General features: G+C 40.0%; 21 protein-coding genes. 13 read left to right on the forward strand and 8 right to left on the reverse strand.

The features are described 5' to 3' along the window. Positions 1 to 31: 31 nt before the first annotated feature. Genes ALFOR1_RS15795 through cyaY form a run of 3 tightly spaced genes read right to left on the reverse strand, consistent with a single transcriptional unit; the run spans position 32 to position 2,008 of the window. A complete protein-coding gene (locus ALFOR1_RS15795) occupies positions 32 to 1,009 on the reverse strand; it encodes a DUF2914 domain-containing protein (protein WP_104643518.1) in 978 nt (325 codons plus the stop codon). Positions 1,010 to 1,031: 22 nt separating this feature from the next. After that, complete coding sequence (locus ALFOR1_RS15800) at positions 1,032 to 1,688, reverse strand: alpha/beta hydrolase (protein WP_104643519.1); 657 nt, start codon at positions 1,686 to 1,688, stop codon at positions 1,032 to 1,034. Then, a complete protein-coding gene (gene cyaY / locus ALFOR1_RS15805; RefSeq protein WP_058547701.1) occupies positions 1,685 to 2,008 on the reverse strand; it encodes an iron donor protein CyaY in 324 nt (107 codons plus the stop codon). The genes ALFOR1_RS15800 and cyaY overlap by 4 nt, the downstream gene beginning before the upstream one ends. A gap of 169 nt (positions 2,009 to 2,177) precedes the next feature. On the opposite strand from cyaY, the gene lptM reads away from it, so the two are divergent. The 9 genes from lptM to ALFOR1_RS15850 all read left to right on the forward strand — a co-directional run bounded on the left by lptM (position 2,178) and on the right by ALFOR1_RS15850 (position 9,637). Then, on the forward strand, positions 2,178 to 2,363 hold the full coding sequence (gene lptM / locus ALFOR1_RS15810) for an LPS translocon maturation chaperone LptM (protein WP_104643520.1): 186 nt from the start codon (positions 2,178 to 2,180) through the stop codon (positions 2,361 to 2,363). Continuing rightward, positions 2,364 to 3,617, forward strand: coding sequence for a diaminopimelate decarboxylase (gene lysA / locus ALFOR1_RS15815; protein WP_058547703.1), 1,254 nt, complete (start codon positions 2,364 to 2,366; stop codon positions 3,615 to 3,617). 64 nt (positions 3,618 to 3,681) lie between these two features. After that, positions 3,682 to 4,512, forward strand: coding sequence for a diaminopimelate epimerase (gene dapF, locus ALFOR1_RS15820; protein WP_058547704.1), 831 nt, complete (start codon positions 3,682 to 3,684; stop codon positions 4,510 to 4,512). Next, positions 4,509 to 5,120, forward strand: a complete 612-nt coding sequence (locus ALFOR1_RS15825; protein WP_104643521.1) for a DUF484 family protein — start codon at positions 4,509 to 4,511, stop codon at positions 5,118 to 5,120. Before dapF ends, ALFOR1_RS15825 begins: the two co-directional genes overlap by 4 nt. Continuing rightward, positions 5,117 to 6,064 (forward strand): tyrosine recombinase XerC, encoded by a 948-nt coding sequence (locus tag ALFOR1_RS15830; protein ID WP_104643522.1) that lies wholly within the window; start codon positions 5,117 to 5,119, stop codon positions 6,062 to 6,064. Before ALFOR1_RS15825 ends, ALFOR1_RS15830 begins: the two co-directional genes overlap by 4 nt. A gap of 10 nt (positions 6,065 to 6,074) precedes the next feature. Then, positions 6,075 to 6,782 carry an HAD-IA family hydrolase gene (locus ALFOR1_RS15835; RefSeq protein WP_104643523.1) on the forward strand — a complete coding sequence of 236 codons (708 nt, stop codon included), beginning with the start codon at positions 6,075 to 6,077 and terminating at the stop codon, positions 6,780 to 6,782. Positions 6,783 to 6,807: 25 nt separating this feature from the next. Next, positions 6,808 to 7,914, forward strand: coding sequence for a retropepsin-like aspartic protease (locus ALFOR1_RS15840; RefSeq protein WP_104643524.1), 1,107 nt, complete (start codon positions 6,808 to 6,810; stop codon positions 7,912 to 7,914). 24 nt (positions 7,915 to 7,938) lie between these two features. After that, entirely contained in the window at positions 7,939 to 9,243 is a 1,305-nt protein-coding gene (locus ALFOR1_RS15845) for a hypothetical protein (protein ID WP_104643525.1), read from the forward strand. A gap of 37 nt (positions 9,244 to 9,280) precedes the next feature. Continuing rightward, positions 9,281 to 9,637 (forward strand): HopJ type III effector protein, encoded by a 357-nt coding sequence (locus tag ALFOR1_RS15850; protein WP_104643526.1) that lies wholly within the window; start codon positions 9,281 to 9,283, stop codon positions 9,635 to 9,637. A 9-nt stretch (positions 9,638 to 9,646) separates the two neighbouring features. Here the strand turns inward: ALFOR1_RS15850 and ALFOR1_RS15855 are convergent, their stop codons facing one another. Next, positions 9,647 to 10,054: a GNAT family N-acetyltransferase gene (locus ALFOR1_RS15855; protein ID WP_104643527.1), complete on the reverse strand. Its 408-nt coding sequence runs from the start codon at positions 10,052 to 10,054 to the stop codon at positions 9,647 to 9,649. 41 nt (positions 10,055 to 10,095) lie between these two features. Then, positions 10,096 to 10,401: a DUF6482 family protein gene (locus tag ALFOR1_RS15860; RefSeq protein ID WP_089346290.1), complete on the reverse strand. Its 306-nt coding sequence runs from the start codon at positions 10,399 to 10,401 to the stop codon at positions 10,096 to 10,098. 91 nt (positions 10,402 to 10,492) lie between these two features. Here ALFOR1_RS15860 and ALFOR1_RS15865 point away from each other — a divergent pair, with 91 nt between their 5' ends. From ALFOR1_RS15865 to ALFOR1_RS15875, 3 genes are all read left to right on the forward strand, one after another. After that, a complete protein-coding gene (locus ALFOR1_RS15865) occupies positions 10,493 to 11,185 on the forward strand; it encodes a pseudouridine synthase (RefSeq protein ID WP_104643528.1) in 693 nt (230 codons plus the stop codon). 102 nt (positions 11,186 to 11,287) lie between these two features. Then, positions 11,288 to 11,662 carry a BlaI/MecI/CopY family transcriptional regulator gene (locus ALFOR1_RS15870; RefSeq protein WP_104643529.1) on the forward strand — a complete coding sequence of 125 codons (375 nt, stop codon included), beginning with the start codon at positions 11,288 to 11,290 and terminating at the stop codon, positions 11,660 to 11,662. 9 nt (positions 11,663 to 11,671) lie between these two features. After that, positions 11,672 to 12,877: a M56 family metallopeptidase gene (locus ALFOR1_RS15875; RefSeq protein WP_104643530.1), complete on the forward strand. Its 1,206-nt coding sequence runs from the start codon at positions 11,672 to 11,674 to the stop codon at positions 12,875 to 12,877. 73 nt (positions 12,878 to 12,950) lie between these two features. Here ALFOR1_RS15875 and ALFOR1_RS15880 read toward each other — a convergent pair whose 3' ends face one another. Continuing rightward, positions 12,951 to 13,334 carry an MAPEG family protein gene (locus ALFOR1_RS15880; RefSeq protein ID WP_104643531.1) on the reverse strand — a complete coding sequence of 128 codons (384 nt, stop codon included), beginning with the start codon at positions 13,332 to 13,334 and terminating at the stop codon, positions 12,951 to 12,953. A 255-nt stretch (positions 13,335 to 13,589) separates the two neighbouring features. On the opposite strand from ALFOR1_RS15880, the gene ALFOR1_RS15885 reads away from it, so the two are divergent. Beyond that, positions 13,590 to 14,468: a DMT family transporter gene (locus ALFOR1_RS15885; protein ID WP_227006923.1), complete on the forward strand. Its 879-nt coding sequence runs from the start codon at positions 13,590 to 13,592 to the stop codon at positions 14,466 to 14,468. Positions 14,469 to 14,550: 82 nt separating this feature from the next. On the opposite strand, the gene ALFOR1_RS15890 is transcribed toward ALFOR1_RS15885, so the two are convergent. Together ALFOR1_RS15890 and ALFOR1_RS15895 are read right to left on the reverse strand one after the other, a co-directional pair. Continuing rightward, on the reverse strand, positions 14,551 to 14,868 hold the full coding sequence (locus ALFOR1_RS15890; RefSeq protein WP_058547718.1) for a DMT family transporter: 318 nt from the start codon (positions 14,866 to 14,868) through the stop codon (positions 14,551 to 14,553). Further along, on the reverse strand, positions 14,868 to 16,400 hold the full coding sequence (locus ALFOR1_RS15895; RefSeq protein ID WP_058403712.1) for a bifunctional GNAT family N-acetyltransferase/carbon-nitrogen hydrolase family protein: 1,533 nt from the start codon (positions 16,398 to 16,400) through the stop codon (positions 14,868 to 14,870). The genes ALFOR1_RS15890 and ALFOR1_RS15895 overlap by 1 nt, the downstream gene beginning before the upstream one ends. Positions 16,401 to 16,479: the final 79 nt, after the last annotated feature.

Below are 16,479 nucleotides of genomic sequence, written 5' to 3' on the forward strand. Positions count from 1 at the left end.
TATCCAATTAGTTACTGCTGAATAGCTAAGCTTAGTCAGCTAAAATTCTAAATTCTTTTTGAGCAATTAAATTACTTTTCTCATCAACAACATCAACACGCCAGTGGCCTGTTTGTGTGTCCATAATATTTTTTGTAGAGTACGTTCTGTAACGAGGCGAAGTAACATTAAGCGTAATTTCAGCCATGGTTTCACCCTCATAAGACCAAACATGCTTAACTTGTTGGCCTTGTAAGTTTTTAAGCTCACTAAAAAACGATAAACCTTCATCAAACTGGCTTAACCTTATGTCGGCAGCAAATACATTTGTAGGCTCACGTTTACTTACTTTACGAGTCAGTACTGCACGGCTAATTTTACCTGTATCAATTTGCGCCCCTAAGGCTACACTCGCTACATGTGCATCAGCAGAAAACCCTTCAGTACCTGTTAAAGCACCATCATCACTGTCTAATTCTACCAGTAAATCGCCAGCACTTGCTGCTTGCACCGTACTTTGCAGCTCTTCATTTTCAGGTTCTTGTTGTACTTCATTATCAAGTTCAGAGTTTAACGCTGTATTAATGCTAGCGTTTTGCTGTGCATTATTATTTACCGCTAACGTATTCTTATCATCTATAAAATCGGTACCCTCAGAAGCCGCAAGTTGAGGCGCTTCATTTTGCAAACTCTGTGAGGCTAACAGCGGATCAATACTCGCTTGGGTAATGTCATTAGGCTCATCAAGTAAATCACTTTGTTGTGCTTCACTATTTATGTTTGCCTCATCATCGCTTTCGCTATTTTGCGGACTGTTATCAAAGCTTAAAAATTGCTCTTGCTCGTTAGCATGCTCACCTTGCTCGGCATTTACCGATGCAGTTAGCCCATACACCACAGCGGCAGAGGTCATTGCTACCAACATAGAAATACTCACAATACGACGCCAGTGCCACTCATAACTAACTGTAGGTACAGTATTTTGTGGTTCACGTTTAACATTTGCTTTAATTACTATTTTTTGACTCATATTGACCTCAGCGGCTCCAAAATTAGCTTAAACGGGCAATTAACCATTGACGAATAGCTTGCAGTTCTTCTGCGCAAACCTGATGAGCCATTGGGTAATCTTGCCAGCTTACATCCATGTTATGTGCTGTTAATACTTCATACGCACTTCTTCCCGCACTATGCGGCACTACGTTATCTTGGCTACCATGCGCCATAAAAACATTTAAATCAGCATGTTTTGCTTCGTCTGTAAATTTTTGTGGCACACACATATAAGTAGAAAGCGCCATAACGCCACCAAGCTTATGCTCAAAACGTGGCGCTAAATGCAGTGAAACAACGCCACCTTGTGAAAAACCAGCCAAAATAATTTTATTAGCAGGTATACCACTTTCAATTTCTTGATTAATAAGAACTTGAACTTTGTCAGCTGAATCTCTTACGCCTTGTTCATCGGCACGCTTATCTAATTCTATAGATTTAATATCGTACCAAGAGCGCATTTCCATACCACCATTTATGGTGACCGGTTGCACTGGCGCATGCGGAAATACAAATCGTATCCCTAGCTCACTGGGTAAATTAAGCTGCGGTGCTACAGGTGCAAAACCATCACCTGAATCACCTAGGCCATGTAACCAAATTACCGTTGCTTTGTGTTCTGATTGTGCCGGGTATTCTACAAATTCTAAACTCATAGTGATGATTGCCACTTAATTTCTTGGCCTGCTTGGCGAGTAGATGCTTGGTTCATAAATTCCCAAAATTCAGCGCCAGAACGATTATCAATCCATTGACCGTCACGCATTTCAAAGTGGTGGCCATTAAATTTAGTTGCCACCCATACTTGATGCAAAGGTGCTTGTTTATTAATTACAATTTTACTTTTATCAGCAAATATAATTTCTAAAATACCTTGTGCCGACTCATAATCTAAATCAGCTTCGCAATCATCAACTTGCTCTTCAATTGTGAACATAAGAGCTTCGGCTAATTGGTGATATTCGTGTTCAGTCATTGTAATTTTCCTTTGCAGGCGAGCCGCCTAATATTGGGTACATTTTAGCTTAAAATTAGCTTTAAAAGTGTGCAGCTAGTGTAACAGGAATAAAATCATCCGCGAATAGCTGCATTTTTTAGATATTCTGTTACTCTGCGATTATAAAGCCAGCAACCATATTAATCTAATGAAAGCGACACATACCTTACAATTAAAAAAACTATTAATAAGCACTGTACTGCTAAGCGCATTAGCTGGTTGCGGACAAAGTGGCCCTCTTTATTTACCAGAGCAAGAAGTTGATCAAAATCAACCTCAAGAAACAGTAACTGCTTCAGAGCAAAACAACACGCAACAAAGTCAGGAGCAATAAATGGATTATTTTAACTACCAAAACAACCAATTATTTGCCGAAGACGTAAGTGTGGCCGCTATTGCTCAGCAATATGGTACGCCTTGTTATGTGTATTCGCGCGCGACCTTTGAACGTCATTATTTAGCCTTTGCTAATGCCACTAAAAACCATAAAAGCTTGGTTTGCTATGCCGTTAAAGCAAATTCTAACATTGCAGTATTAAATATTTTAGCGCGCCTTGGCTCAGGTTTCGATATTGTATCGAAGGGTGAACTTGCACGTGTAATAAAAGCCGGTGGCGACGCCTCTAAAGTCGTTTTTTCGGGCGTGGCTAAAACAGCAGACGAAATAGCTTATGCGCTAAAACTAGGCATTAAATGCTTTAATGTTGAGTCGGCCTCTGAGCTTGAGCGTATTTCTGAGGTTGCTTGCGAGTTAAATTTAGAAGCGCCTATTTCTATACGTGTTAACCCTGATATAGACGCAAAAACGCATCCGTATATTTCTACCGGTTTAAAAGAAAATAAATTTGGCATTGATATTCAAACAGCTGTGAGTGTTTATCAACATGCAGCGTCTTTACCGGGTTTAAAAATTACCGGTGTTGACTGCCATATAGGTTCGCAACTAACAGAAGTAAGACCCTTTTTAGAAGCGTTAGATAAATTAATGGCGCTAATTGATGAGCTAAAAACATGCGGTATTGAGCTTACGCATTTAGATATTGGTGGTGGTTTAGGTGTGCCGTATAACAACGAGCAACCGCCACATCCAAGTGAATATGCAGCGCAAGTAACTGAGCGTTTAGCTAATTACAAACATCTTGAGCTTATTTTTGAGCCTGGCCGCGCTATTGCAGCCAATGCCGGCATTTTAGTAACCCAAGTTGAATTTATTAAGCAAAACCAAGATAAGTTTTTTGCCATTGTAGATGCGGGTATGAACGACATGCTGCGCCCTTCGCTTTATCAAGCATGGCAAAAAATTATTCCGATATCGGTGCGAAACGACGACACCCCAACACATAATTTCGATATTGTTGGCCCAGTATGTGAAACCGGTGACTTTTTAGGTAAAGACCGCGAACTTGCACTTAAGCAAGGCGATTTACTAGCTCAGCGTAGTGCAGGCGCATATGGCTTTACTATGAGCTCAAATTATAACTCTCGCCCACGTGTTGCAGAAATAATGGTAGATGGCGAGCAGCACCACCTTATTCGCCAACGCGAAACGATAGAAAGCCTTTATCAGGGTGAGAAAATTTTACCATAAACGTTTTTGCCAACTCGCTGCTCTGTGGCATGATTGGCACAGAGCAAAACCGAATTAGAGCGCTATGTTAGTTAATTTTTCCAAAATGCACGGCTTAGGCAACGACTTTGTTGTAATTGATAACATTACACAAAATGTGTTTTTGTCACGAGATCAAATAAAAAAACTGGCTGATCGCCACTTTGGCATTGGTTTTGACCAACTGCTAATGGTAGAAGCGCCATACTCACCCGATCTCGACTTTCATTATCGTATATTTAATGCCGATGGCACCGAAGTAGAACAATGCGGAAATGGCGCACGCTGTTTTGCCCGTTTTGTGCGAATGAAAGGCTTAACCAACAAGCATAAAATTAGCGTATCGACTAAATCGGGCAACTTAACGCTATACATAGAAAAAGATGGCCAAGTTACCGTAAACATGGGCCATCCTAATTTTGAGCCGGCCAAAATACCGCTCAAAGCCAGCAAGCGTGAACTTACCTATATTATAAGAGCACAAGAGCACACAGTATTTAGTGGCGCGGTGTCTATGGGTAACCCGCACTGCGTGTTAGAAGTTGACGATATAACGACCGCACAAGTTGATGTACTTGGCCCACTGCTGGAAAACCACGAACGGTTTCCAAATCGTGCCAACATCGGCTTTATGCAAGTAGTATCGCAAGATCATATAAAGCTAAGAGTATGGGAGCGCGGCGTTAGCGAAACCCTTGCTTGTGGTACTGGCGCATGTGCAGCTATGGTTATTGGCCATATTCAAAGCAAACTTAACACCACGGTACAAGTTGATTTACCAGGCGGTACATTGCAAGTGCGCTGGAGCGGCGAAGGCCACCCTGTACGCATGACTGGCCCAGCCGAGCATGTATTTGATGGACAAGTAGCATTATGAGCGAGCTAACTAAAGAGCAAGTTGCTGAGTATTTAACTCATCATCCTGATTTTTTAATAGATCAACCACACTTACTTGCAAAGCTTGAGCTTCAACAAAAAGAGCAAGGTGCTACTTCACTGGTGCATATACAGCAGCGCCAGCTACGTGAACACAATACACTGTTAAAAAATCAAATAGAGAGCATGAGTAAACATGCAAAACAAAACGAGCTTGTATATAGATTATTTAGCCAGTGCCATAGCCAGCTTTGGAGCAATTACGACTTCAATACACTTGCCAGTAACTTAACCAATATAATTTGTACAAGTCCAAATATAAGCGACTGTAAGTTAATTAAATACACAGCGCAGTATAACGACCTTATTGAACATCGTCTTACACATTCTACGCATTATTTAGGGCGTATTAATCAACAAGAATGCGAGCTATTATTTAGCGATAAAACCCAATCGGCAGCTATCTATTTAATTGGTGATAGCAAAAAGCCAGTGGCTATTTTAGCCTTTGGTAGTAACGATGCTAACCACTTTGAACCCGCACAAGACAACCTCTTTGTACTGGACTTTGTACGTGCCCTACAGCTAAGGCTGTTGGAACTTGCATGAACGAAAACCCCACGCCAAATATTAGCGATTTAAGCGGTAACTGGCGTACGCCTATAACTTTATTTAGCGAATATTTAAAATACGAAAAGCAATATTCCGCGCACACTGTAAATCAGTATGTAAGCCAACTTGGCTTTGCAGCGCTTTATTTTAGTAAATTATGTGATGACTGGTTTGGCGTGCAAGGCGAGCATATTCGTCGCTACAGTATGGCGCTTCGTTCAAAGCAATTAAGCGGGCGAACAATTAGTTTAAAATTAAGCTGTATTCGTAGTTTGTATAAATTTTTGAAAGCCAAAAATATTGCACAGCAATCGCATTACCATAACCCTGCACAAGGGATTAAAGGGCCTAAGTTTTCAAAGCCACTTCCAAAAAACCTCGATGTAGATCAAATGGCAAGCCTGCTAGAAATAAACGACGACGACCCATTAGCTATAAGAGATAAAGCCATGATGGAACTAATGTATTCATCTGGGCTGCGCATTAGTGAGTTAGTTGGCGCTAATATGCAAGATATAAATACTAAAAACGGAGAGATTTTAGTACGTGGTAAAGGCAACAAAGAGCGCTTAATTCCGGTTGGTAAAAAAGCATTAAGTGCACTTCAAAGTTGGCTTACTATACGCTGCCAATTTGCAAAACCTGACGAAATAGCCGTGTTTTTAAGTAGTAAAAAAAACCGTATCTCGGTGCGTCAGGTTCGCCTTCGTATGCAAGAGTGGGGAATAAAACAAGGTATTAGCTCGCAGGTTCATCCGCATAAATTACGCCATTCATTCGCTTCTCATATTTTAGAGTCCTCTGGCGATTTACGCGCCGTACAAGAACTACTAGGGCACAGTAGTTTGTCGGCTACACAAGTGTATACGCATTTAGATTTTCAGCATTTAGCCAAGGTGTACGACAACACACATCCTCGCGCTAAAAAACAAACCGATTAGGAAAATAACTATGATCCGATTTAATCGTGCTCTTCGCCCTTTTTCTGTTATGAGCTTTGACTTAGACGACACTTTGTACAACAACCACCCAATAATAAAAGCGGCGGTTAAAGCGCAGCAAGATTACTTAAGCGCACTGCCGAGCTACCTAGAGCAAGGCCCCAAATATTGGCAGCAATGTCGTAACGAAGCAGTATTACAATCACCTGAGCTTGCCGATAACGTGACCAAATGGCGCCAACATACACTGCGTTTAGCGCTTTCTAAATTAAATTTAAACGCCGATGATATAGAGCACCATGCAAATGCAGCATATAACGCTTTTGCTGACGCCCGTAGCAAAATAGTCGTCAGTGACGACGTACTAAAACTACTTGATAATTTAGCTCAGCATTTTACGCTTGTTGCCATCACGAATGGTAATGTGGAAATAGAACGCTTTAATTTACACAATAAATTTTCGCTCGTGTTACAAGCGGGCATGCACGGTAAAGCAAAGCCTCATAAAACATTATTTGATAAAGCCGCGGCGTATTTCGATATCCCTAAAAGTGAAATTTTACACATTGGCGATAGCCTAGATACCGACGTACAAGGTGCTAATAATGCTGGCTGCCAATCGGTATGGCTAAACGATCAAGGCGCTACCTATGCCTATAAAGGACTTGCCGATGTTGAAATTGCGAATATTCATACCTTAGCACATTTTATTAAATAACCTAAAATACAACGACGAGATTGCAATGAGCCATTATACCAAGCTAATAACCTTACTATTAATTGGCTCACTTAGCCTCAATGCTTACCTGTTATGGCCAAAACAAGTAGCGGTTGTTGGCAAACAAGAAATCCAAAAAACCTCTACTAAACCAATTAAAGCGCCTAATAATGAGCTGCTTACTAAGGCTAAACAACAATTTGAGCAACACCAATTTGACGAGGCGTTTAATACTTACCAGCAACTAAAGCAACGCTCCCCAGCCCTTGCTCGCACACTTTACTCTTCGTGGATTTTGCAATTAAAAACATGGCTAAATACGAACTTATTTCTTAGCGAGCCATTGTTAAACACACTATTAGATCAAGACCCTTACAATACAGAGCTACTTACATTGCAGGTCGATTACTTAATAAATAGTGGGCAAATACAAAATGCAATTATTGCTTTATTTGAACTATACCCGTTGTTAAATGAGCAACAGCAAAGCACTGCAAATGTGCGGTTGGAAAATTTGACTAAAAACGAGCTTCACAGTTTAAGTGAGCAGCAAAATTGGCAAGCAATTATCGAACAAACCCAAATTTGGCTCGATTATCAAAACGACAATAGTCATTTTTTATACGCACTTGCTTATGCCTATTACCAGCAAAATGACTTTATAAGCGCATTAACCACTCTTGAGCGTATGCCACGTAATAACCCTCTTAAAACAGACATAAATACACTAAAAACACTAATTAATAAGGCTCAATCGCAAGATGACTTTATTGCGCTTACCCCCTACGGCGCACATTACTTAATTAGCACCGAGCTAAATAGCTCAACCCAAACAGAGCTAATGATAGATACCGGCGCAAGTATTACTTCTCTTTCGAGTGACGTGCTTAGCCAACTTTCACCAAGACCACTTTATTTAGGCGATGTAATCGTAAACACTGCAAATGGGCAAATTAAAGTAAAACGCTACCAAATTGAGTCGTTTAAAGTGGGGATGCAAATTATTTACGGCTTTGAAGTGCTCAGTATCGAAAATACCCGCGGCCAAGGTTTGTTAGGAATGAACTTTTTATCGCGATTTAAATTTAATATAAATCAGCAAACAGATGAGTTAGAGTTGAGTGCTAAATAAACAAAAAATAATACAAGGAAGTTTATGCGTACTCTACTATTTACACTACTTTGTTTTTGGCAATGTAGTGCTCAGGCAGCAAATTATTTTGTAAAAGACAAAAGTTGTGAGGCTATTTCAGAGCAACTTACAATTAAGACTCAAATGTCATTATTTCAGTCAGATAGTGAAGTTAAAGCACAGCAAGACTTAAGAACCGAAGCTTTATTTGAGTACAAAAAAATTAAAAATTCATTAGCTGCTAACTCTCAAATCTACGTTAAAGAAAGGTTCGTAATGAATAGGGACGTTAACCAAGAATCGACCTCTTCTAACTCAATTAAAAAACGTTTATTTTATACCGCTCACTTCACACCTTCCAAACATTGCAATGAAAACCAAGCAATGTCTGAAGCTACTTTTATTGCAGGAGAACATACCTTCAGAATTTTGAAATCAAAAGAAAAAAAGATAACAATTCTTTCAAATAGTGATGACCGACCTGCATTCAAAAAATTTGATAGTAAGTTAATTACATCAAAGCACTTTTTTGACACCAAATTTGGGCAAAGCACACAAGAAGTAACTCAGCTGCTGGGGTTACACAGCCTTGAACTAAAAAATGAAAGTAAAAGAATACGTGTATATGGTAGGCACCATGCTTTTCACTTTGTTAATAATCAATTAGTAGGCTATCAGTTCCATTTAAACTTATTACCCATGCAAATTAATAATGTGCTCACGTTGGAAAATAAAGAGCTTAAAATCAAGCTTAGTAATGATGAGATTGTAGAAGCGGCCACTCCTATAGCGCCTTTACAAATAACGGCATTAAAGAAAGAGTTTGCAGATGTTGAAACCGCATATTATAAGTCATCAGACACAGAAGTTGATCAAAGGCTAATAGGGCTTTCTCAAGGGCAGCTAATAGGAGAAATCGCATTCAATAAGCACTGCATTAAAAGCTTTATCGCCAAAAACGATGGTAATATCGATAAAAATATAAACACATCATTAAAGCTAACCAGTTCATCTGAAGACAATATCAGTGTTACTCCATGCAGCGAGTTCTTATATAAAAAGGCTGACTTTATTGCCAAATTAAAACTTTTTGAACCTATCTCTACTAACAATATAAAGCTCTCGGCATTAGCTAATTACTTTAAACAAGGACACAGTTGGGAGTTTTCAGGTGTAAAATACAACGACCCTATTGCAAGCCTTGCTAAGTTAGGAAATTACGATGAGTTTTTTGATTCAGTAGAATTTACATCACAATACTGGAATGGTTATTTTTATATTTATGACGGAAAGCTTTTAAGTGCAGAGCTTACAAGCAACGACTATTAATTTTTCTCTTTGAATCTTCTGTTAGAAAAGGACAAACATGTTATTAAACGATTTTTTACAGCAACTTGCAGACAACCCTAAAAGCATACAATTTAGCGATACCATGGCGGTAATAGAAGCTAATTACGAGTTTACCGCGTGTGAATTTAATAACCACGGCTTACTTAGCTCTGCAAGCGAGAACAACGGCTCATGTAAAATTTTTGCGTTTGCTAAATTAAACGATTTAAGCAAGCAAAATACATTGGATTGCTTTGGTAAGTTTTACCGCGAAGACGTACTACAAAACCCTAAAGGCGATGATCACATGAACATTCGCACATTTATGTTAGCGCCAGAGGCAACGCCATTTTTGGGTGTTACCTTTGAAGGCGAGCCGCTAAAAGCAAAATAGTAGCAAAAATTAAAGCGACTTTTCCATAAAGTAGCGCGTCCCAGAGCGCGGATAATTATTAAGTTGATACTTAACCACATATCCGCGTTTTTCGTAAAAAGGCTTGGCCTGAAAATCAAGCGTATCGAGCTGTGCGGTATTAGCGCCCCGCTCAATAGCAGCAAGCTCAAGCGCATTTAAAAGCTTACCTGCTAACCCCTTGCCCCGAGCGGTATCGCTACACCAAAGCCAATTAATCATTAGCCAATTACCAAACACGTAACCACTAACACCCGCAATTAGGTTGCCTTTTTCATCTACAAATTTATAGCCTAGCGGCACTTTAGGGGCATCAAAATGTTGCCCGTTAAACTCAACTATTTTACTACGCAGTGCTGAGTTTAATGCATCGCTGTGATCGGCTTGTAATTGGTACATGCAATGCCCTTAAAGGAGCAGATATTAGCAAATTAGCTCTATCAAAACAGGTTATTTTTACCATAAGGAACTTCTAGTAAATTACTGCTTGTTTTTTCGGGTTGGCCACACATTTCATCGTAGGCACTAGTGTGTCGTAGCACCATTTCGGCGTAGGCTATTTTTTCAAAACGTTTTTGAATATGCAGCGGGCTGAGCGCTTTTACAAATTCGCCATTTTCTTCAGTAATGTAATACTCTACGTTATTTATAATAACAGACACCTGATAGAGCGCCATTTCAAGGGAGTGCGCCACCACTTTTTGTAATGGTTCGTGTTTTTTTAGCTCAGAAAATTTCATACCCATAACAATCGCCTTTTTATAAAAAGTAACTTTATAGATACGCACCTTTGCTATAATCGCGATCAAATTATTACATCACTGCCTTTTTAAGCTTATGAGCAACAAAATTCGACTCGCTAAATATATTGCTCACGCCGGTGTGTGCTCAAGAAAACAGGCATCGCGCTTAATAGATGAAGGGGTAGTAACGGTAAATAATCGCCCTGCTAATCATATTGATCACGTTGATGAGCAAGACGTAGTAATAGTTAATGACCAAGCAGTTAAAGGCGCAGCCGAGCTAGTTTATTTTGCGTACCACAAACCTGTAGGTATTGACTGCAAATTAAATAAAAATGACCCTACAAGCCTTATTCACCATTTGCCTACACTTACCCGTGTTTATCCCATTGGCCGATTAGATAAAGACTCTCGAGGCTTGCTTATTTTGACCAACGATGGGGATTTTTGTAATCAACTTATTCACCCTGACTTCCACCAGCCTAAACGTTATTTAGTCACGGTAGATAAACCTATTAATAACGCGTTTTGTGAAAAAATGGCTGCAGGTATCCCCGTTAATAAACAAATAACCTTACCGTGTGAAGTAACAAAAATAGCTGACAACCAGTTTAGTATTATTTTAAAGCAAGGGCTTAACAGGCAAATACGTAAAATGGCGCATTACTGCGGCTTTAAAGTAATTGATTTATATCGGGCACAATTTAGCGAACTTGCTCTTTCAAAACTAAACCTCCCTGAAAACCACTGCATACAAATTAATAAAGCTGATATTTCGAAAATCTAATACCAAATCGCTTAATTACACCGCAAAAAGTTAAAAAATAACCTTGCAAAAATAGATTACAGGTGTAGTCTTAAATTAAAGATTACATTTGTAGGCAATAAAATGATTGAGTTATCAAAAGCAGAGTTCGACGTGCTTGATGCGCTTTGGATTAATTACCCAGCAACCGCCAGCCAAATTATTGAGCGCTTAAGCGATGATAAGCAATGGCACGAAAAAACCATTAAAACCCTACTGGGTCGATTAGTTAAAAAAGGCGCACTGACCTTTGAAAAAGACGGCCGCCAATATATTTATACTCCCTGTATGGATCGCGCCGACTACACATTAAAAGAAAGCAAAAATTTTATTGAGCGCTTTTTTAGTGGCCGTATAGCGCCGCTGGTAAGCGGGTTTGCTAAATCAGAGCAGCTTTCACAGCAAGATATAAATGAGCTTAAAAAAGTCATTGATGACTGGGAAAAAAACCAAAAGTAAGGGATTAACATGGTTATTCAAACTGGGTTTAATTGGTTAATTGAGCAACAACTACTATTAAGCATTTTGTTTTGTGGATTTATTTTTCTCGAGCGATTTGGTTTAAAAATCCTTGGCGCGCGGTTTGTATACAAGTTAGCGTGGTTACTGCCTTCGGCATTAGTTATCGCTAATTTACCCAATGCGATTAAACCACTGCAAAATAGCAATTTTAGCCATTACTTAATTACCCCTAACCAGCCTTATACACATGAAATGGGTATTAGCTGGGCACTTATGTATGTACTTATTACCGCGGGGTTATTAATAGCCAGCTTTATTACACATACTCGTTTTGTTAAAAGCCTGCAGCTAACTGAGCTAACACACTTTAACCATACACTTACTGCTAAAACTTATATCAGCCAACATGTAGCCACGCCAATGGTGGTGGGTATTTTAAACAGTAAACTAGTGTTACCGAGCAACTATAATACCCAGTTTGATAGAGCCACATTGGCGCTTATTTTAGAGCACGAAAACGTACACATTAAACGCAAAGACAACTTAACAAACGCATTCATGCTGCTACCCACTATTTTACTTTGGTTTAACCCATTTGCTTGGTTTTGTTACGCAAGCATGCGCCGATTACAAGAGCTGACTTGTGATGAACGGGTACTTGCCAATAAAACCACACACCAACACATTTTATACAGCAAAGCCTTAGTTAACTGCGCGGCAACAACGCCCGCAGGCCTAATGGCTTATTCACACTACGGAGATAAAAAAACCATGTTACAACGACTTACCAATATAAAGCACAGTGGCAGTAGCTCTCGCTTTGCCAAAAGTGGCTTACTGCTAATAGCAGCAAGCATGCTTAGCGGTTTAGCCATTGCAAAACAGCCCCAAGCTGAAATAACGAAAGAGGATCATATTTCACCAACAATACGCATTGAACCTGTCTACCCTGCCCAAGCAGCTAAGCAAGGCATTAGCGGCTCAGTTGTATTAAAATACGATATTGCCGCCAATGGCAGAACAAAAAACATTAGCGTAATTCAATCTAAGCCGTCAGACGTTTTTGATAAATCAGCGAAGGAAGCCTTGGCAAAGTGGGAATATAAAATGTCTGAGGAAGGCTTTAATGATGTACTCGTACAGTTAGATTTTGCCATAAACAGTGAGGTTGCTAATACCGATTTAATCGAGCGAATTAAAGTATCGCATTAATACTATTTAGTTATGCAAGAGCACAAAGCAAGCGCCCTTTTAGGCCGCTTGCTTTGTGGTTTTAACAATAAAATTAGATACTCACTACAATCATAGAAATGGCAGTGCCTAAGCCTATAAACCATACAAGCGAACGTATAATATCTAGGTTCATATAATAAAAAACACAGTATAAAATTCGCGAGATTATATGAGTAACCGCCAAGGTCTCAGTTACTGCATTTACCGAGTTAGTACCGAGTACAACAGCAATAGCAACGGCAAAAACAGTAAGTGATTCAAAACAATTTTGATGGGCAGCGAGCGCCCGAGCACCAAAGCCAGTTAGTTTTGCTTGTTGGGAACGTGGGTGTTTATTGTCGTATCGGCCGAGCTTTGCCATCGCAACTGCCACAGGTACTTTTGCAAAATAAGGCATTAATACAGCTAATAATGCACACACCACTAATGTTGTCATAGTTTATTCTCTTATTATAAATCCTGATTATTTGAGCAATACATATAACATACACACATAAAAAAAGCCGCCCAAACGTTTTATGACATACGTTGGCGGCTAAACAATAACATCACACTTACTATAGCTCAGTTTACTTACAAAGCAGTGCGGCATAATGTCGCAGGTGATGAATATTCACTATCACCCTTAATGCATCGCATTAATCACTAAAGCTTGTTAACTTTATTGCCTTACATTTTAACGATGACAATCATGACTTGGATATTTTTCACTTTTTTAGCTGCCTTTATGCAAGCCTGGCGAAATGCCCTGCAAAGTAAATTAAGTAACAATGTGAGTGTAGCTGGCGTAACCCTTTCACGTTTTATTTTAGCAGGCCCTATTGCTGCAGTGTATTTGTATGGCTTGTATCAATATAAAGACACAGCAATGCCTACCTTTAATAATGCCTTTTGGGGGTTTGTTATTGGCGCAAGTGTTATGCAAATACTCGCCACCGGCTTAATGGTAAAACTGTTTAAAATGAATAATTACGCCGTAGGTGCAGGGCTTGCTAAAAGTGAGGCGTTAGTAGCGGCTATTTTAGGCGTATTATTTTTTGGCTCTGCGCTTAGTGTATTTGGCTGGTTGGGGGTGTTTTTAGGGGCCATAGCAGTACTTTTACTTAGCGGTATAACCAGCGTAAAACACTTTGATGCTAAAACAGCGTTACTTGGCCTTGCCTGCGGCACAAGCTTTGCCCTTACATCCCTTTGGGTACGTGAAGCGAGTTTAAATTCAGGGTTGTTATTTCCGCACTCGGCTGCATGGGTTTTACTGTTTGTAATAAGCCTACAAACACTTATATTACTTGGCTATTTATTACTAAAAGAGCCGCATACTCTTAGTAAACTTTGGCAATATAAAGGCATTACAACAGCAATTAGTGTTTTTAGTTGTGTAGGCTCTATTGGCTGGTTTAGTGCAATGAGTTTACAGCACGTGGCGTATGTTAAAACGCTTGGGCAGGTTGAAGTATTTTTTACGATGCTAATTGCTGTACTTTGGCTAAAGCAACCACTTAAAAAACAAGACACCGCTGGCCTAATACTTATAGCCATTGCCGCTATTTTGGTGATGCTGCCAAATTGAGAACACAAAAAAGCGCAGGCTTTTAACCCTGCGCGACTATAAAGCTGCTTATAAATTTTAAAGCGAGTTTTAAGCGCTCTTTTTAAGAGCTAATTTTTAGCGTTATCACACCGCAAATAATCATGAGTACACCCGCAATACGGCCAAACGTGGCTGCATCACCGTAAAATAATATACCCACTAAAAACGTTCCTGCAGCGCCAATACCGGTCCATACTGCGTAGGAAGTGCCCATTGATATTTGCTTTTGTGCAAGCCACAACATAAAGCCACTGGCTGTTAAAAATGCCACAGCCATTGCAATACCCTGCCAGCGAGTGTCGGGTTGTTGTGAAATTTTTAAGCCAATTGGCCAACCTATCTCAAGCAGGCCTGCAATGACTAAATAAACCCATGCCATTAAACATCTCTCTTTTTCAAAATTACGTCGTATAAATCTTCGCGGCGATCTTTTAAATTGCGCACCGTACCTTCGCTATGAAGAATTTTTAGTTTATCCATATCAAGGTCGCTAAATAATAACATTTCGGTATTAGGTGTGGCTTCATTTAATGTTGCATCATGCGGAAAAGAAAAGTCAGACGGGGTCAATACTGCCGATTGCGAGTACTGTACGTCTAGGCTTTCTACCTCAGGTAAGTTACCCACTGAGCCTGCAATAACTACATAACATTCGTTTTCGATTGCGCGCGCCTGCGCACAATGGCGAACCCGTAAATAACTATTTTTAGTGTCTGTCCAAAACGGCACAAAGAGTATATCAAGCCCTTGCTTAGCTAGTATGCGCGAAAGCTCTGGGAACTCTACATCGTAACAAATTTGAATACCTACACGCCCAGCATCGGTATCAAACACGGCAATTTTGTCGCCGCCTTGAATAACCCAATCATTTTGCTCATGCGGGGTTATGTGTATTTTGCGCTGCTCGTCTATTTTACCGCTACGGTGGCATAAGTAACTTACGTTATAAATTTTATCGTCTTCGGCAAGCGGCATAGAGCCAGTAATAATATTGGCGTTGTATTCTATTGCCATACGCGACATCGCGTTTTTAAACGTTTCGGTATATTCGGCTAAATAGCGGATTGCTTCGGTTTGATTATTTTGATCGCCTAAGCCCATAAGTGGCGCGTTAAAAAACTCAGGAAATAATATAAAATCGCTTTTGTAGTCAGATACCGTATCTACAAAGTATTCAACCTGCTTTAGCATTTCTTCAACCGACTCGACACAACGCATTTGCCACTGCACCGCACCTATACGCACTATCGATTTAGTTGATTCGAGCACGGTGTCGGTTGGCTCATACATTATGTTATTCCACTCTAGTAACGTGGCGTAACCTACAGACTCTTGATCCTCCGGCAGATACTTTTTTAGTAACCGCTTTACCTGAAAGTCGTTAGAAAGCTGAAAGCTTAAAATTGGGTCGTAAAGCTCTTTTTGGTCAACCTTTTCAATGTACTCCATTGGCGTCATTTCACTGCTGTGATTGTAATAACGTGGAATACGGCCACCGGCTAAAATAGCGCGTAAGTTATATTGGCGGCACAATTCTTTACGGGCATCATAAAGACGGCGCCCTAAACGCATGCCTCGGTGAGTTTCGCTAATAGCAACATCTAAGCCATATAAAGCATCGCCATCGGTATCGCTAAATACGCGATCATGGCCATCGGCTATGTCTTCGTAGGTATGTGGGTTTGAAAAACGCGTGTAGTCTACTTGCACGCTCAGCGCTAAGCCCACCAGCACGCCATCATCCACTATGCCTATTTGCCCTTCAGGGAACTGATCTATCAATCTAAAAATAGTATGGCTTGGCCATGCGCCACCTAAATCGGGATAAGCCTGGTCCATCAAGGTTTTAATTTGCGGATACTGCTCTTTTGTTAAGTTACAAATTTCTAGGTGGGTTTTTTCTGCCGACATACACAACTCCTTTGGGCATAATAAAATAAAAGCCGAATGTACGCTAAAGTACACTCAGCTTTGTATCATGTTTTTTACG

Source organism: Pseudoalteromonas carrageenovora IAM 12662, assembly GCF_900239935.1.
GTDB lineage: Bacteria > Pseudomonadota > Gammaproteobacteria > Enterobacterales > Alteromonadaceae > Pseudoalteromonas > Pseudoalteromonas carrageenovora.

What these genes read in the sequence shown, in the direction of transcription:
- ALFOR1_RS15825 (WP_104643521.1), top strand. Translation starts at nt 4,509, where the DNA reads ATGAGCGAGCTAACTAAAGAGCAAGTTGCTGAGTATTTAACTCATCAT.
- cyaY (WP_058547701.1), bottom strand. Translation starts at nt 2,008, where the DNA reads ATGACTGAACACGAATATCACCAATTAGCCGAAGCTCTTATGTTCACA.
- ALFOR1_RS15865 (WP_104643528.1), top strand. Translation starts at nt 10,493, where the DNA reads ATGAGCAACAAAATTCGACTCGCTAAATATATTGCTCACGCCGGTGTG.
- ALFOR1_RS15845 (WP_104643525.1), top strand. Translation starts at nt 7,939, where the DNA reads ATGCGTACTCTACTATTTACACTACTTTGTTTTTGGCAATGTAGTGCT.
- ALFOR1_RS15880 (WP_104643531.1), bottom strand. Translation starts at nt 13,334, where the DNA reads ATGACAACATTAGTGGTGTGTGCATTATTAGCTGTATTAATGCCTTAT.
- ALFOR1_RS15795 (WP_104643518.1), bottom strand. Translation starts at nt 1,009, where the DNA reads ATGAGTCAAAAAATAGTAATTAAAGCAAATGTTAAACGTGAACCACAA.
- ALFOR1_RS15890 (WP_058547718.1), bottom strand. Translation starts at nt 14,868, where the DNA reads ATGGCATGGGTTTATTTAGTCATTGCAGGCCTGCTTGAGATAGGTTGG.
- ALFOR1_RS15800 (WP_104643519.1), bottom strand. Translation starts at nt 1,688, where the DNA reads ATGAGTTTAGAATTTGTAGAATACCCGGCACAATCAGAACACAAAGCA.
- ALFOR1_RS15895 (WP_058403712.1), bottom strand. Translation starts at nt 16,400, where the DNA reads ATGTCGGCAGAAAAAACCCACCTAGAAATTTGTAACTTAACAAAAGAG.
- ALFOR1_RS15860 (WP_089346290.1), bottom strand. Translation starts at nt 10,401, where the DNA reads ATGGGTATGAAATTTTCTGAGCTAAAAAAACACGAACCATTACAAAAA.
- ALFOR1_RS15855 (WP_104643527.1), bottom strand. Translation starts at nt 10,054, where the DNA reads ATGTACCAATTACAAGCCGATCACAGCGATGCATTAAACTCAGCACTG.
- ALFOR1_RS15850 (WP_104643526.1), top strand. Translation starts at nt 9,281, where the DNA reads ATGTTATTAAACGATTTTTTACAGCAACTTGCAGACAACCCTAAAAGC.
- lysA (WP_058547703.1), top strand. Translation starts at nt 2,364, where the DNA reads ATGGATTATTTTAACTACCAAAACAACCAATTATTTGCCGAAGACGTA.
- ALFOR1_RS15840 (WP_104643524.1), top strand. Translation starts at nt 6,808, where the DNA reads ATGAGCCATTATACCAAGCTAATAACCTTACTATTAATTGGCTCACTT.
- ALFOR1_RS15875 (WP_104643530.1), top strand. Translation starts at nt 11,672, where the DNA reads ATGGTTATTCAAACTGGGTTTAATTGGTTAATTGAGCAACAACTACTA.
- ALFOR1_RS15870 (WP_104643529.1), top strand. Translation starts at nt 11,288, where the DNA reads ATGATTGAGTTATCAAAAGCAGAGTTCGACGTGCTTGATGCGCTTTGG.
- ALFOR1_RS15830 (WP_104643522.1), top strand. Translation starts at nt 5,117, where the DNA reads ATGAACGAAAACCCCACGCCAAATATTAGCGATTTAAGCGGTAACTGG.
- ALFOR1_RS15885 (WP_227006923.1), top strand. Translation starts at nt 13,590, where the DNA reads ATGACTTGGATATTTTTCACTTTTTTAGCTGCCTTTATGCAAGCCTGG.
- lptM (WP_104643520.1), top strand. Translation starts at nt 2,178, where the DNA reads ATGAAAGCGACACATACCTTACAATTAAAAAAACTATTAATAAGCACT.
- ALFOR1_RS15835 (WP_104643523.1), top strand. Translation starts at nt 6,075, where the DNA reads ATGATCCGATTTAATCGTGCTCTTCGCCCTTTTTCTGTTATGAGCTTT.
- dapF (WP_058547704.1), top strand. Translation starts at nt 3,682, where the DNA reads ATGTTAGTTAATTTTTCCAAAATGCACGGCTTAGGCAACGACTTTGTT.